The sequence below is a fragment of the Exiguobacterium sp. s40 genome, from assembly GCF_018617905.1.
In the GTDB taxonomy this organism is placed as follows: Bacteria; Bacillota; Bacilli; order Exiguobacteriales; family Exiguobacteriaceae; genus Exiguobacterium; species Exiguobacterium mexicanum_A.
In genome coordinates this window covers 1-14,034 of sequence record NZ_JACSLC010000011.1, presented here as the reverse complement: position 1 = coordinate 14,034, position 14,034 = coordinate 1, and the positions used below count along the sequence as shown (strand labels likewise).

Annotated in this window: 17 protein-coding genes and 1 riboswitch; of the genes, 11 read left to right on the top strand and 6 right to left on the bottom strand. The window is 54.7% G+C overall.

Annotated features, from left to right (window positions below):
• The first annotated feature begins 3 nt into the window (after positions 1–3).
• Positions 4–108: riboswitch (TPP riboswitch) on the top strand.
• A gap of 82 nt (positions 109–190) precedes the next feature.
• From tenA to KNP02_RS10300, 9 genes are all read left to right on the top strand, one after another.
• Entirely contained in the window at positions 191–865 is a 675-nt protein-coding gene (gene tenA / locus KNP02_RS10335; protein ID WP_214709206.1) for a thiaminase II, read from the top strand.
• The gene (gene thiM, locus KNP02_RS10330) at positions 862–1,650 is read left to right on the top strand and encodes a hydroxyethylthiazole kinase (RefSeq protein WP_138858634.1); all 789 of its coding nucleotides are present in this window, start codon (positions 862–864) and stop codon (positions 1,648–1,650) included. The genes tenA and thiM overlap by 4 nt, the downstream gene beginning before the upstream one ends.
• The gene (thiD, locus tag KNP02_RS10325) at positions 1,650–2,486 is read left to right on the top strand and encodes a bifunctional hydroxymethylpyrimidine kinase/phosphomethylpyrimidine kinase (protein WP_214709208.1); all 837 of its coding nucleotides are present in this window, start codon (positions 1,650–1,652) and stop codon (positions 2,484–2,486) included. The genes thiM and thiD overlap by 1 nt, the downstream gene beginning before the upstream one ends.
• The gene (thiE, locus tag KNP02_RS10320; RefSeq protein ID WP_214709210.1) at positions 2,458–3,096 is read left to right on the top strand and encodes a thiamine phosphate synthase; all 639 of its coding nucleotides are present in this window, start codon (positions 2,458–2,460) and stop codon (positions 3,094–3,096) included. The genes thiD and thiE overlap by 29 nt, the downstream gene beginning before the upstream one ends.
• 23 nt (positions 3,097–3,119) lie before the next feature.
• A complete protein-coding gene (locus KNP02_RS10315; RefSeq protein WP_214709212.1) occupies positions 3,120–3,752 on the top strand; it encodes an SDR family oxidoreductase in 633 nt (210 codons plus the stop codon).
• Between the two features lie 134 nt (positions 3,753–3,886).
• Positions 3,887–4,288 carry a hypothetical protein gene (locus KNP02_RS14925; protein WP_251129282.1) on the top strand — a complete coding sequence of 134 codons (402 nt, stop codon included), beginning with the start codon at positions 3,887–3,889 and terminating at the stop codon, positions 4,286–4,288.
• 140 nt (positions 4,289–4,428) lie between these two features.
• Entirely contained in the window at positions 4,429–4,830 is a 402-nt protein-coding gene (locus KNP02_RS14920) for a GGDEF domain-containing protein (RefSeq protein WP_371819534.1), read from the top strand.
• A 45-nt stretch (positions 4,831–4,875) separates the two neighbouring features.
• On the top strand, positions 4,876–5,325 hold the full coding sequence (locus KNP02_RS10305) for an OsmC family protein (protein ID WP_021065934.1): 450 nt from the start codon (positions 4,876–4,878) through the stop codon (positions 5,323–5,325).
• A gap of 88 nt (positions 5,326–5,413) precedes the next feature.
• On the top strand, positions 5,414–5,851 hold the full coding sequence (locus KNP02_RS10300) for a GNAT family N-acetyltransferase (protein WP_052090194.1): 438 nt from the start codon (positions 5,414–5,416) through the stop codon (positions 5,849–5,851).
• Here the strand turns inward: KNP02_RS10300 and KNP02_RS10295 are convergent, their stop codons facing one another.
• A complete protein-coding gene (locus KNP02_RS10295) occupies positions 5,852–6,298 on the bottom strand; it encodes a DUF4385 domain-containing protein (RefSeq protein ID WP_138858638.1) in 447 nt (148 codons plus the stop codon).
• Between the two features lie 67 nt (positions 6,299–6,365).
• On the opposite strand from KNP02_RS10295, the gene KNP02_RS10290 reads away from it, so the two are divergent.
• Complete coding sequence (locus tag KNP02_RS10290; RefSeq protein ID WP_214709214.1) at positions 6,366–6,914, top strand: GNAT family N-acetyltransferase; 549 nt, start codon at positions 6,366–6,368, stop codon at positions 6,912–6,914.
• Between the two features lie 41 nt (positions 6,915–6,955).
• Here KNP02_RS10290 and KNP02_RS10285 read toward each other — a convergent pair whose 3' ends face one another.
• Positions 6,956–8,353: a 6-phospho-beta-glucosidase gene (locus tag KNP02_RS10285; RefSeq protein WP_214709216.1), complete on the bottom strand. Its 1,398-nt coding sequence runs from the start codon at positions 8,351–8,353 to the stop codon at positions 6,956–6,958.
• Positions 8,354–8,557: 204 nt separating this feature from the next.
• Between KNP02_RS10285 and KNP02_RS10280 the strand changes: the two genes are divergently transcribed.
• Positions 8,558–9,427, top strand: a complete 870-nt coding sequence (locus KNP02_RS10280) for a MurR/RpiR family transcriptional regulator (RefSeq protein ID WP_214709218.1) — start codon at positions 8,558–8,560, stop codon at positions 9,425–9,427.
• A gap of 30 nt (positions 9,428–9,457) precedes the next feature.
• Here KNP02_RS10280 and kynB read toward each other — a convergent pair whose 3' ends face one another.
• The 4 genes from kynB to KNP02_RS10260 form a co-directional block, all read right to left on the bottom strand.
• Positions 9,458–10,081 carry an arylformamidase gene (gene kynB, locus KNP02_RS10275; RefSeq protein WP_034779581.1) on the bottom strand — a complete coding sequence of 208 codons (624 nt, stop codon included), beginning with the start codon at positions 10,079–10,081 and terminating at the stop codon, positions 9,458–9,460.
• Positions 10,082–10,095: 14 nt separating this feature from the next.
• Positions 10,096–10,935 carry a tryptophan 2,3-dioxygenase gene (gene kynA / locus KNP02_RS10270; protein ID WP_214709220.1) on the bottom strand — a complete coding sequence of 280 codons (840 nt, stop codon included), beginning with the start codon at positions 10,933–10,935 and terminating at the stop codon, positions 10,096–10,098.
• 11 nt (positions 10,936–10,946) lie between these two features.
• Positions 10,947–12,224 carry a kynureninase gene (gene kynU, locus KNP02_RS10265; protein WP_214709222.1) on the bottom strand — a complete coding sequence of 426 codons (1,278 nt, stop codon included), beginning with the start codon at positions 12,222–12,224 and terminating at the stop codon, positions 10,947–10,949.
• 121 nt (positions 12,225–12,345) lie between these two features.
• On the bottom strand, positions 12,346–13,860 hold the full coding sequence (locus tag KNP02_RS10260) for a BCCT family transporter (RefSeq protein ID WP_214709224.1): 1,515 nt from the start codon (positions 13,858–13,860) through the stop codon (positions 12,346–12,348).
• Between the last annotated feature and the right edge of the window lie 174 nt (positions 13,861–14,034).

The following is a 14,034-nucleotide window of genomic DNA, read 5'->3' as shown; positions in this document are numbered from 1 at the left end:
AATGTTTACCACTAGGGGAGTCGCGTGACGCGGCTGAGATGGACGAGGTCCAGACCCTTTGAACCTGATCTAGTTCACGCTAGCGTAGGGAAGTGGGCGAACCGATTGTTCTCGTACACTTTGTGTAAATCCGACGCCGCTTCCGTTATGGGAGGCGGCGTCTTTTTTTATCACAAAGGAGGAGACATGAATGACATTCACCGCACATCTTCGACAAGAGGCCGATGCCTTGTTTCAAGCCAGCTTTGACCATCCGTTCGTCCGCGAGCTCGGAACGGGTGAACTCGACGAGGCGAAATTTCGGCATTACGTCATGCAAGACTCATATTATTTGAACCAGTTCTCCAAAGTGCAGGCGAAAGGCGCGACCCTCGCCCCGAACATGGAAGTAGCGAGCCGCTTTTTGACGCACGCGCTTCATACGATTGAAGCGGAGCATGCGTTGCACCGTGAGTTTTTCACCTTGCTCGACGTGACGGAGGCAGAGTGGGCAACGTTTGAGCCCGCTCCAACGGCTTACGCCTATGCGCTCCATATGCAACAGGCCGGTCCGACGCTCGGCGACGTGCTCGCGTCGATTTTGCCGTGCTACTGGGTCTATTATGAGATTGGGGAACGAATGAAAGATGCGACACCCGATCATCCGATCTATGCGACGTGGATTGCGACGTACGGTTCGGAATGGTTCCGCGATCTCGTCGAGGAACAGATTGAACGGCTCGACGTGCTCGCCGGACAAGCTACAGCGGAAGAACGGGTCCGGTATCAACAGCTGTTCTTGAAGAGTTGTTATTATGAACATGCGTTTTGGGAAATGGCGTGGACGCTCGAGTCGTGGGATTTACCGGCGGGGGTGACACGATGAAGCGCGACTTATGGGACAAAGTCAGAGCCGAACGGCCACTCATCCATAACATTACGAATATCGTCGTCGCTAACTTTTCGGCGAACGGGTTGCTCGCCATCGGCGCTGCGCCGGTGATGGCGTCAGCCGTCGAAGAAGTCGCGGACATGGCGTCTGCGAGCGATGCGCTCGTACTCAATATCGGCACACTCGATGCGACGACGGAACGTACGATGATTCGAGCCGGACAGGCGGCGAATGAATCGAGCCGGCCGGTCGTCTTCGATCCGGTCGGTGTCGGGGCGACCGCGTTTCGACGTGACGTCGCTACATCCATTTTGCAACACGTCCGCGTGACGGTCATCCGAGGCAATGCCGGAGAAATCGCGACATTGATTGGTCTCGACGCGGCGGCGCGCGGCGTGGACGCTGGGGAAACGCGGGTTGATTTGAATCACATCGCGCGCGCGGCGGCACGACGCTACAACTGTGTCGTTGCCGTGACCGGAGAGACGGATGTCGTCAGCGACGGGGACGCGACGATTGAAATCAAAGGCGGCACCGCAGCAATGGCCCGGACGACAGGGACCGGTTGTTTACTCAGTGCGGTCGTCGGTGCGTTCCTTGCGGTCGAACGGGATGCGGTTACGGCAACGGCGACAGCGCTCGCCGGATATGCCCGGTGCGGCGAACTGGCTACCACTTTGGCGGACGGACCGGGCGACTTCCCCGTTCATTTCTTGAATGAACTCGGCAAGATGACGGCCGTCGAGTTGCCGAGCGACCGTATTGAGGTGGTGTTATGATGCGGCCGCAAGTATTGACGATTGCGGGTTCGGACTCTGGCGGGGGAGCGGGAATCCAAGCTGATTTGAAGACGTTTCAAGAGCTCGGCGTGTTCGGGACGAGCGTTCTGACGGCCGTCACCGCTCAAAACACTCGTGGGGTGCATGGGGTCGAAGCAGTGTCGCCGGAACTTATCACGCAACAACTCGATGCAATCGGTTCGGACTTTTCGATTGCAGCATGTAAGACCGGAATGTTATTTGATGCGTCGCGCATCGAGGCGGTCGCTACCGGGGTGAAACGTCATGTCTTCAACCGACTCGTCGTCGACCCGGTCATGATTGCGAAAGGAGGGGCTCCGCTTTTACAGGACACGGCGGTCGATGCGCTCAAGACCTCCTTGTTGCCACTCGCGACAGTCGTCACGCCGAACGTGCCGGAAGCGGAAGTGCTGACCGGTTTGACGATTCGATCGTTTAATGATCGTCTCGAGGCGGCTCGGCGGATGTTAGCGTACGGTGTGCGCGCGGTTATTTTAAAAGGCGGGCATCTCGAAGGTGAAACTGCCGAAGACTTGATCATGACGGAGTCAGAAGTGTTCCTCCTCTCGGCCCCGCGCATCCAGACGAGCGATACACACGGAACAGGTTGTACATTTTCGGCGGCGCTTACAGCGGAACTTGCCAAAGGTCGTTCCATCATGGAGGCGGCGGTGACGGCGAAGCGGTTCATTCAAAGCGCCATCACCCATGGCCTCGAGATCGGCGCCGGACACGGACCGACGAACCATTGGGCATATGTGGCGTATGGAGAGGAGGGCGTGACGATTGAATCCATCAAGGCGGGCACTCGCTGAACAGTTACGGCTTTACTTCGTTTGCGGGACACCGAACACGAAAGACATACTCCAGACGGTCGAAACGGCGCTCCGATGTGGCGTGACATGTTTCCAATTTCGCGAAAAAGGTAAAGAGGCACTGTATGGGGATAAAAAAGAAGCGATGGCGAGAGCGTTGCAAACACTTTGCCGCTCGTACAACGTCCCGTTCATCATCAATGACGACGTCGACTTGGCAGAGCGCATCAATGCGGATGGCGTGCATATCGGGCAAGACGACGCCGATGCCGCAATCGTTCGGGAGCGGATTGGTCCAGATAAGTGGCTCGGTGTCTCGGTCCACACGCTCGAAGAAGCGGCTGCGGCGATCGACTATGCGGATTACGTCGGCATCGGTCCGGTCTACCCGACGAACTCGAAAGCAGACGCCGGGGCAGTCAATGGGACGGTGCTCATTCGCCAAGTTCGAGCCATGTATCGAGAGCTGCCAATCGTGGGGATTGGTGGCATTTTACCGGAATACGTCCCGATGATTCGGCAAGACGGGGCGGACGGCGTCGCCGTCATATCGGCCATCGCTTCTGCACCGGATGTGGCCATGGCCACACGGCGTTTCGCTTGTCTCTGAATTCAAATCGAGGAGGAAGACAGATGAACGTATTTGTAATAGGCGCGAATGGACAGATTGGGAAACAGCTCGTCGAACGATTGCACGAGGAAGGGAAACACCAAGTCACGGCGATGGTGCGGAAACAAGACCAACTCGACGACTTTACATCGAAAGGCTATCAGGCCGTCCTAGGCGACCTCGAAGGTGACGTCTCGTCACTTGAACAAGCAATGTCTGGCATGGACGTGATCGTGTTCGCGGCCGGTTCGGGTGGTAGCACTGGAGCCGACAAGACGTTGTTGATCGACCTGGACGGCGCGGCGAAAAGTATCGAGGCTGCCAAGAACGGGAATGTTAAACAGTTCGTCATGGTGAGCGCCTTGAAAGCAGAAGATCGTTCGGCATGGCCGGAAGAGATGAAACCATATTATGTGGCGAAGCACCATGCGGATCGTCTGCTCGAGGAGAGCGGACTGACGTATACGATCGTCCGTCCGGGCGCTCTCACAGATGACGCCGGTACCGGCAAAGTGAAGACGGGCGACGTCTCAACGGGTGAGATTCCGCGTGCAGACGTGGCGGCCTTCTTGGCCCACCTCATCGGTCATGACGCGGCCTACAATCAAGCGATTGACCTCGTCAAAGGCGACACGGCAATCGAAGACACGTTATGAAAAGAGATGACGACTGCGAGCGGACTTGGTTCCGCTCGCTTTTTGTATGGATGTGTCCGCGCACTCGAGAAAGGATTCGCTTCGACCGATAGAGAAAGTAAGAGATGGATTTGTTTGAAGAAAGGGGTCTATCCGTGACCACACTATTTCTCTATATGGCCGTTTACTTGCTTCCGGCTTTCTTATTGAGCCACTTTGCCCTTGATGTTTTGCTCCGGAACCCTCGCCAAGTCGAGCAGCGACTGCTCAGCCTGTTCGTATTTGGCTACGCGATGTTGTTCTTGGGCGAGTTTGGACGACATCTGTCCCCAATTGAAGCCAGTCCCGCCTTCGTGACGTATTGGTTCGGCAACGCTGGCATTTTGATTTTTGTGTGTTCCGTCCACTTCATTGTCAAAGTGACGGGCGTCGGGGCGAAGTTACCGAGATGGATTTATCCGTATGCCATTTATTTGCCGCTCGTCCCGGTCGCCTTGACGTTCATCCGTCAAGAGAACATCTTGAACAGTCAGCGTTTCGACCAAGTCGGTGTCTGAATTTATCCTGAGTTCAACGCGTCTTATTTGACGACGATGACCGTCGGTAACGTGTTTCATTTTCTTGTGATCCTATTATTGATGTATGCCCTTAAGCGGTCCGAGCGCTTCGAGCATCATCGTGTCCTGCGCTTGTCGTCATCGACCTCGACGGCTTTAAAGGAATCAACGACACGTACGGCCACCAAGTCGGCGATGATTTTCTCATTCATCTCGGTGAGTTGCTTGAGATGGCGACGCCGGAAGCGGGACTAGCCTCGCGCGTCGGCGGGGATGAGTTCTATATTTATGTGCCGAACGTCGATGCAGATGACATCGTTGCGTTCGTCGAGCGCTTGCAGTTGCTGCTGACGGAGCGGCCGTTCCTGCTCGGACGGGAGACGATTCCGATTCGAGCGAGCATCGGGGTCAGTGTCGCACCGGATCAAGGGGCGGACTTGGACACGCTCATTCATAAAGCTGATCAGGCGATGTATCAAATCAAGCAACACGGTAAAAACGACTATGCGATTTATGACGAAGTGTTACATGGACCGAAATAACGGGAACGAGAATGAAGATGGCAACTTGATAGAGGAGGAGACAATATGACTGAAAAACCGTTAGTGACGATGCGAGCCGAAGGGGAAGCGACGAGTGTGAAGACGACGGTGCATGTGCGTGACCTCGAACCGTTCGTCGTCGATGAACCGGAACGTCTCGGCGGGACGGACGCCGGTCCGAACCCGCTCGAATATTTGCTCGGGGCATTGTCGTCGTGTACGACAATCATGATTGCCTACGTGGCGCAAGACCAAGATTTCAACTATGACGGGGTGACGTTCGTGACCGAAGGAACGCTCGACCCGCGCGGCTTCCAAGGCGTTGAAGGAGTACGGACGTATTTTGAGAAAGTACACGTCAACATCGTCCTCGATACGACCGAATCGGATGAACGGATTGCGGCGCTCCAGAAAGGCGTCGAAGCTCGTTGTCCGATCCATAATTTGATGCATGCGGCCGACGTCGACATCACGGCGACGTGGACACGGAAGTGAGGATGGGGCGACCCATCCTTTTTTTGATGTAGACAGGAATGTTTGCCGACGAGCACGAACAAAAAGAGACGTGAGAAAGGAGGTTGTCATGGATATTCGCCCGATGACACAGCAAGACGCCCGCGCGATTCAAGCGTGGACGTACGAGGCACCGTATGATTTCTATAACCAAGAAGCTTCAGCGGAAGGGCTGGATGAACTGATGGCGTATCAGGCCGTCCATGACGAGGCGTTGATCGGTTTCTATTGTCTCGGCACGTATGCACAAGTGCCGAACGATACATACGTCTACGATGACACATGCGTCGACCTCGGGCTCGGCATGCATCCGGATCGAACGGGACGGGGGCACGGGCGTACGTTCGTCCGGTTGGTGATGCAAGAAGCGGCGCACGAAGGCAAACCGCTCCGGTTGACGGTGGCCGCGTTCAATGAGCGGGCCATCCATCTCTATGAGCAGCTCGGGTTTCGACAGGTCACTTCGTTTGAAAAAGGGGCGACCCGTTTTCTCGTCATGACCCGATAATCAGCCGTACTGTTTCTGATGGGCTTTCTTTCGCTTCAAATAGTCTTCATCTGCCCGAAGCTGGTCCCATCGCTCTTTGAAGATGCGGGCCGATTCCGCTTTCTCCTCGTCGATTTGTCGGTCGTGGAGATCGCCGTCGTCCTTATATTTTCGTCCGCCTTTATAGTTGGCGTAACGTCTCGCCCGGGTATAGCCCATCTGGATAAATTTGCGGGCCATATCCATTCCGACGAAATCATCGTTGGCCCGGTATTTTTCGAACAGCTCCATGATCTCATCGGCGGACTGTTTGGCGATGTCTGGCGTCTTGAAGCGCCAATGGGGGAGAATCTCACTTTTATATGGTTCGACGAGCAGGACGCCTTGTTCGCCGCGTCCGACTCGATACAGCTCGGGGTGTTCGCGGAAATCAATCGTTTCAAAATCTAAATCATAATCAAATGGCATCGTCATCCCTCCTCATGGATTCATTCCCGGAACGAATCCGAGGGAAACGACAGAAAGGAAGAACAAGATGATTCAACTTGATACAGACCGGCTCCGGTTGCGGGCGTTTCAGCTCGAGGACGCTGAACAGATGTTTCACTATGCGCAAGACGAGCGGGTCGGTCCGAAAGCGGGTTGGGCGCCGCACCAGTCGGTCGAGGAGACGCGTGACGTCATCCAACTGTTCCAACAAGACCAAGACGTCTGGGCCATCACACTGAAAAAGACAGGTGAGGTGATCGGCAGCCTCGGGTTGCACGACCGCCGACCGGACCCTGAGATTCAGCATGACCGGCAGCGCGAGATCGGGTATGTCCTCAGCCCGGACCGTTGGGGGCAAGGGTACATCCCGGAAGCCGTCCATGAAGTGATGCGGCACGGTTTTGACGACCTCGGACTCGAACGCATCTGGTGCGGTCATTTCGACTTCAACGACCAGTCGCGTCGCGTCGTCGAAAAGACAGGCTTCACGTACGCGTTCACAACGTCTCAGCAGTTGACGCGCTTGGATGGGCGCACTGTGCAGAGCCTCATTTACGTCGTGACGAAAGAGGAGTACGAACGTGTTAAAGCGTGAATAAAAGCCAGCGCGTCGCAAATCGACACGCTGGCTTTTATTTATGCGTGCTCGACAGGTTGGAGCGCTTGAACGACTTCGTCTTTGATCGTGACGCCGTTCGCTTCAAGTTCAGCGATTTTATCGGCGAACTGCGGCAAGTAATCTTTATGGGCGATGAGCAGTTCATCGAGCACCCGTTTCGCGGTCTCGCCGCTCGGGATAAGCGGATTGATGATGAACGCTTGAAGGGCGAGCCCATAGTCACCGGTCACGGCCGCTTCTTCGACGCACAGCTCCATGTTCTTCATAACTTGGAGCCATCCTTTTTCAGCGGGGGCGAGCGCGCCGAACGCGATTGGTTTCGCACCGGTCGCGCCGATATAGGCCGATACTTCGACGACATCGTCCGCGGCGAGATCAGGGACGGCCCCGTTGTTCTTCGTCGAGACGACGATATGTGTGTTCTTATTGGCGTAAATCGAGGCGATCGTCTCACACGCCGCGTCCGAATAGTGGGCGCCACCGCGTTTAGATAGTTGCTCCGGTTTATGGTCGAGGTTCGGGTCTTTGTACAGCTCGAATAGCTCCGCTTCCGTCTGCTTCACTTGCTCGGCCCGCGTGCCGACGGCCGGGTCCCGATATTCCTCGAGCATGTGGACGAGCATTTCCTCGGCACGATAGTAATACCGGTGATAGCCGCAAGGGATCATGTTCATCTGTTGCAGTTGTTCTTGGAAGAACGGCATGTCGTGAATATTGGCGGGAATCCCCGAATCGCCGTCATACATCTTGTCGATGATGTCGCGTGTCACGTCTTGTCCGCTCACGTCGTGGACGCGGTGCCAGTGGAAATGGTTCAATCCGGCGAACGAGTAAATCAACTCTTCCGGTTTCTTGCCGATCAGTTCTGGTTCTGCCATCATCGCATTGACGGGCACGTTGCACAGTCCGATGACTTTGTCCCATTTGCCGTACCGGATGACCGCGTCGGTCACCATTCCGCTCGGGTTCGTGAAGTTGACGAGCCAGGCGTCCGGACAGAGCTGTTTCATGTCTTCGACGATGTCGAGGATGACAGGAATGGTACGGAACGCCTTCAAGATACCGCCGGCCCCGTTCGTCTCTTGACCGACCATACCGTACGAGAGCGGAATCCGTTCGTCTTTGATGCGGGCGTCGAGCAAACCGACACGGAACTGTGTCGTGACAAAGTCGGCATCTTGTAACGCTTCTCGACGGTCGAGCGTCAGATGTACTTTGACGTCATACGGAGAAGCGTCCCACATCCGCTGCGCCATCTGTCCGACGATGTCGAGTTTGTCTTGGCCGGCCTCGATATCGACGAGCCAAATCTCACGAATCGGTAACTCTTCGTAACGCTTGATGAACCCTTCCATCAATTCTGGTGTGTAGCTGCTGCCGCCCCCGATGGTGACGAGCTTGATTCCCGTTGTCATTCCAATCTCCTCCTCGTTTGTTCACAAAATAGTCTCAGATGTGTAAATGAATATCAGCGCTGAATGTATCTTCTCATTTCTCATTCAGTATAAAATATAGAAAAATGAACACAATAGATTTACAGGCAACTCCGAAAGCGTTTACAAAAAAGAAACATATAGACATTTATTTTTGTGAATTCAATTCACGAGAGGAGACCGGACATGCTATTGACCGAGAAAATGAAGCAAGACCTGTTCTCGAAATCAGAACGGGCCGTCATCGACTATTTGTTCGTCGAGCGGGAGCGGATCCACGATAAGACGATGAAACAAATCGCCGAGGCAACATATACGCACCCGTCGATGTTAAGTCGCATCGCCACGAAACTGGAGTTTGCGGGTTGGCTCGAGTTGAAGGAACAGTTTTTGGAGGAAATCGAGTATTTGAATCGTCACTTCTCGGATATCGATGCCAATAAGCCATTCTCGGCTAAGGATAACTTGATGGTTGTGGCGAACAAGCTGGCGGCCCTCAAACAGATGACGATCGAGGACACGCTGTCGTTGCTCGATCACGAGGCATACGAGCAGGCCGTAAAGATGTTGAGTGAAGCGCGGCACATCAAAGTCTTTTCTGTCATCCATAATTTGTTGCTTTGTCACGACTTCAAGTCAAAGATGAACCGGATCGGCAAGCAAGTCAGCCTCTGTGAATTCGATGCCGAATTCGAGGCGGCCAACTCGGACGAAACGACGTGTGCGCTCCTGATCTCCTATACGGGAGAAAGTGATTATACGGTCGGACTTATTCCTTACTTAAAAAAACAACGTGTGCCGGTGCTCGCCTTGACGAGTCTAGGGGAGAATGCCATCTCGAACCAGGCGGATTGTACGCTCCGTTTGACGACCCGTGAGCGCCTCTATTCGAAAATCGGAAGCTTCACGACGAACGATTCGATTCATTGTCTGCTCGACCTGTTGTACGCTGGTGTGTTCTCGACAGACTATGAGGCGAACATGGCTTACAAAGTGCAAATCTCGAAACGGTTCGACCATCGTAAAAGTTCGAGTGAGGTCATGCAGGAAGACTGAAAACACCCCTTCGAGCGAAGGGGTGTTTGTTTAATCGAGCGAACGCAAGAGCGCGCGCACCGGACTGCCGTCTCCTTTGACGATCGGGAGCGGCACGGCGTTCAATTCGTAATCACCAGGGGCGATATGGTCGAGGACGAGTCCTTCGAGAATGTGGACCCCGTTGCGGGCGAGTGCATGATGCGCCGCCATCTCTTTACTGTCGATCGCGTCGACCGACGGCAAATCGAGACCGATCAAGTAAATCCCAAGTTCGCCGAGACGATCAGCAAGTGACGGCGTGAGTTCAGGGATGTGGCTCGGGAACTCCTGCTTGTTCGGCCAGCCGTCCGTCTTTAAAATCAATCGTTCGACGCCGGTCAAGTCAAAGCCGTCCAAGTCTGTCGCTTCGATCCGTTCGCGGGCAGGGAGATGAATGACTCGGGCCGGACCGATATAGAGCCCGGGATCAAGGTCGATGACGCGCTGTCCGGCGTCGTCGAAATGGAACGGGGCATCGATATGCGTCCCGGTATGCAGGCTCATCGTCACTTTCCCGACGTTGACCGAACCGCTGGCGGCCATCGGCCAAGCGATCTCGTAACGGAATGCCGTGTCGCCCGGCCATGTCGTGATGGAATCTTCGAGCGGTTGCGAAACATCAATCCATGTCATCGTGTTCGTCCTCCTCACAGTTTTGTCCGGACGGTCCAAAGTTCAGGGAAGAAACGGTGGTCGAGGACGCGGCGCAAGTAATTGACGCCTGACGATCCGCCCGTTCCCATCTTTTGACCGATAATCCGTTCGACGGTGCTCATATGGTTGAAGCGCCACATCTGCTGTTGGCTGCCGATATCGAGCAGTTTCTCGCCGAGCTCATACAAGTCCCAATACTTGTCCACGTCCCGGTACACCTCGGCCCAAGCCGCTTCGACGCTCTCGTTCCATTCCCAGTCTTTCGTGACGTCCCGGTTGAGCACGGTGTCATCGATGGCAAGGCCACGGCGGTGCATTTCGCGAACGGTCATGTCATAGATGCTCGGTGCCTGAAGCGACGCCTCGAGAAGCGGATACAGTTTCTCGTCATGGGCGTAGACGCTAAGCGTGCGTGCGTTTTTAAAGCCGAGGGCGAACTCGATTTGGCGGTTCTGGTACGATTGAAATCCAGAAGACGAACCGAGTTTGTCGCGGAACTCCAAATACTCGGCCGGAGTCAACGTCGCGAGGACGCTCCACGACTGGATGAGCTGTTGTTGAATTTTCGAGACACGGGCGAGCATCTTGAACGAACGCTCGAGCTCTCCCGTCTCGATGGCGGTCACGGCCGCCGTCAGTTCATGCAAAATCAATTTCATTCCCAGCTCACTCGTCTGATGGATGATGATGAACAACATCTCGTCATGATGGTCCGATAAGCGGTGTTGACTCGATAAAATCGGGTCGAGTTGCAAATAGTCACCGTAAGACATGTCTTTCGAAAAGTCTGTCTGAATCGATTGCTCGACTTTGTGTTCAATCCGTTCACTCATATTGTTTCTCCTTAGGCCACGACTTCGCGGACGTTCTCGAACGCCTCGTATTCTTTGTTTTCCATAATTGTCTGTAACGTCATCACGACATCATACACATCGGTGAACGTGTTGTAGAGCGCGACCGGTGCGAGTCGGATGATGTTCGGGGCCCGGAAGTCCGGGATGACGCGATGCTGTTTGAGCGCTTTACAAATGCGGGCCGCCTCAGGGTGTTCGAGACTCAAATGGGCACCACGCTGTATCTCGTTGCGCGGGCTGCCGATAACGAAGCCGTATGGTGCGAGCACTTCGTCAATCAGTGCGGTCATATACGTCGTCAAAGCGAGCGATTTTTCGCGGATGGCGTCCATCCCAATCTCATTGAACATCTCGAGGGCACCAAGTTGCGGAGCCAGGCTCAAGACGTGCGGCGTCCCGATTTGGAACGCACCGGCGTCATCGGCCGGCGTCATCGTATGATCCATGTCGAACTGTTTATCTTTGCGTGAACCGAACCAACCGGCCAGGCCAGGCGTCGTCCCGAAGTGACGCTCGTGAACGAATAGACCGCCGACGCTGCCAGGTCCGCCATTCAAATGCTTATAGTTGCACCAGTAGGCGAAGTCGACACCCCAGTCGTGGAATGCGTGTGGGATGGCGCCGACCGAATGACAAGCGTCCAAGCCGATCAAGATGTCTCGCTCGTGTGCCGCCTTGGCGAGACGGGCCATATCGAGGATTTGTCCGCTGCGATAGAGGACGGTCGGCAAGACGATCAAGGCGATGTCGTCCGTCATCGCTGCGATGATGTCTTCTTCCTTCAAATAGCGTCCGTCCGGGCTCGAGACTTGGACCAAATGTTCGCTCGGGTCGAGTCCGCGGAGCTCGAGTTGACTCTTCAAGGCGTAGATGTCAGATGGGAAGGTGAGTGTGTCGGCTAAAATCTTCGTCCGCTTGCCTTCCGGTTTAAAGAATGAGGCGACGAGTTGGTGCAAGTTGACCGTCGTCGACCCGGTGACCATCACTTCCTCGGCTCTGGCTCCGACGAGCGGGGCGTTGAGTGCGGCCAATTGTTCCGATAAGTTGAACCATGGGTGGCGTCCCGACATCCAGCCATCAATCCCGAGCTCTTTCCAATCGCTCAGTGAATCGAGTAACGTCCGTTCGGCCCGTTTCGATAGCAGGCCGAGCGAGTTACCGTCCATATAAATGCCGTCTTGCGGCAAATAAAATTCTCCCCGGTATGGTGCGAGCGAGTCGCTGGCGTCGCGTGTTTCCGCGTACGCCCGTGTGAAATCTTGAGCCATATCGTTTCCCCCTTTGACTTGCGTGTCATGCTGACAAAAGCGTAGCAATCGCCTTTGCACGTGTCAATATGGAGGGACGCATCCCCAAAAGAAAAGGCCGCCTTTGAGGCGACCCCAATTCCTATTTGATTTTACGGACATTTTCTTTGCGTAATAGACTGAACAGCGTGTACACCATCAGAATCAAGATGACGGTGAACGGGAGGGCAGAGATGAGTGAAGCGGTCTGCAATCCCTCGAGCCCGCTCGCGATCAATAGAACGGCGGCGATTCCGCCGAGCAAAATGCCCCAAACGATTCGGACAGTGAGCGGTGGATGCAAACTACCATTCGTCGTCATACTGCTGATGATGTACGTCGCCGAATCGGCTGACGTGATCAAGAAAGTAAGAATCAACAGAATCGACAAGACGGATAAAATAAAGCTGAACGGCAATTCGGCGAACGTGACGAATAAGGCACTCGTCACATCGGCATCGACCGCTTGCGCAATCGATGTTCCTTCGAATAAGTCGAGGTGAAGGGCCGTTCCGCCGAACACGGCAATCCATAAGAGCGCGATGAACGGTGGCACGATGAGCACCCCGACGATAAACTCACGAATCGTTCGGCCACGTGAGACGCGGGCGACGAATGCACCGACGAACGGCGACCAAGAGATGGCCCATGCCCAGTAGAAGATGGTCCAATCACGCACCCACGTCCCTTGCTGGTACGGCTGCAAACGAAGACTGTAGCGGATAAAGTTCTGTAAGTAATCCCCTAACCCGAGCGTGAACGTCTCTAAAATAAAGATGGTCGGGCCGGCAAAGAACACGAATACCATCAACACGAGCGCGGTCCCGAGGTTGATATTACTGAGCCATTTGATGCCGCGGTCGAGACCGGTCGTCGTCGAAGTCAAAAACAAGACGGTCAAAACAACGATAATCAACACTTGGACGAGCGCTGTGTTCGGCAACCCGAAGACACTGTTCAAACCACCGTTGATTTGGAGCACACCGAGACCGAGTGACGTGGCGACACCCATGACGGTCGCGATGACGGCTAAAATATCAATCGTTTGATTGAGCGGCTGTTTATAAGCCCGGTCTTTAATGAGCGGAGACAGACTCGTCGAAATAAGGCCGTCCGCATTTCGGCGGAACTGAAAATACGCGATAATCAAGCCGACGATGGCGAAGACGGACCATTGGCTGACGCCCCAATGGAAGAAGGAATATGCCATGGCCAATCGAGCTCCTTCGACGGTCAGCTCGGTCGTATCCGCATACGGAGGGGTGATGAAATGGCTCATCGGTTCGGCAACGCCCCAAAAGACGAGTCCGACCCCGAAACCAGCGGAGAACAGCATCCCGATCCAAGTAAAGAACGGGTATTGCGGACGGTCCTGGTCCGTCCCGAGCCGAATCTTCCCGTATTTACTGAACGCGAGGAAGACGAGGAAGACGACGAACAAGAAGACGGCGAGTAAGTAAAACCAACCGAACGAGCGGGTCGTGAAGTTGAAGATGTTCCCGGCAATCGTCGCGAACAACGTCGGACGAATCGCGCCAAACAGGACGAGGAGAGCGATGAGACTCGCCGAAATGTAGAACACGCGATTCAAGCGTGGCTTTTCAGGTGAAGTGTTCATGAGGACTCCTTTCCAAACGCACAAATTATTATTTAAGACTAATAAATATTTCCCTATTTGTGTGAAAGGAAAACGCCTATATGCCAGGAGGGCACTGAAAAACCCCCGCTCTATCCGAGCGTGAGAACGTGAAAAAGGCGATTGGCCCGACTTGTGTCGGGACGATCGCCTTTT

Coding starts and splice junctions, on each gene's coding strand:
- tenA (WP_214709206.1), top strand. CDS start 191: ATGACATTCACCGCACATCTTCGACAAGAGGCCGATGCCTTGTTTCAA.
- thiM (WP_138858634.1), top strand. CDS start 862: ATGAAGCGCGACTTATGGGACAAAGTCAGAGCCGAACGGCCACTCATC.
- thiD (WP_214709208.1), top strand. CDS start 1,650: ATGCGGCCGCAAGTATTGACGATTGCGGGTTCGGACTCTGGCGGGGGA.
- KNP02_RS10315 (WP_214709212.1), top strand. CDS start 3,120: ATGAACGTATTTGTAATAGGCGCGAATGGACAGATTGGGAAACAGCTC.
- KNP02_RS10305 (WP_021065934.1), top strand. CDS start 4,876: ATGACTGAAAAACCGTTAGTGACGATGCGAGCCGAAGGGGAAGCGACG.
- KNP02_RS10300 (WP_052090194.1), top strand. CDS start 5,414: ATGGATATTCGCCCGATGACACAGCAAGACGCCCGCGCGATTCAAGCG.
- KNP02_RS10295 (WP_138858638.1), bottom strand. CDS start 6,298: ATGCCATTTGATTATGATTTAGATTTTGAAACGATTGATTTCCGCGAA.
- KNP02_RS10290 (WP_214709214.1), top strand. CDS start 6,366: ATGATTCAACTTGATACAGACCGGCTCCGGTTGCGGGCGTTTCAGCTC.
- KNP02_RS10285 (WP_214709216.1), bottom strand. CDS start 8,353: ATGACAACGGGAATCAAGCTCGTCACCATCGGGGGCGGCAGCAGCTAC.
- KNP02_RS10280 (WP_214709218.1), top strand. CDS start 8,558: ATGCTATTGACCGAGAAAATGAAGCAAGACCTGTTCTCGAAATCAGAA.
- kynB (WP_034779581.1), bottom strand. CDS start 10,081: ATGACATGGATTGATGTTTCGCAACCGCTCGAAGATTCCATCACGACA.
- kynA (WP_214709220.1), bottom strand. CDS start 10,935: ATGAGTGAACGGATTGAACACAAAGTCGAGCAATCGATTCAGACAGAC.
- kynU (WP_214709222.1), bottom strand. CDS start 12,224: ATGGCTCAAGATTTCACACGGGCGTACGCGGAAACACGCGACGCCAGC.
- KNP02_RS10260 (WP_214709224.1), bottom strand. CDS start 13,860: ATGAACACTTCACCTGAAAAGCCACGCTTGAATCGCGTGTTCTACATT.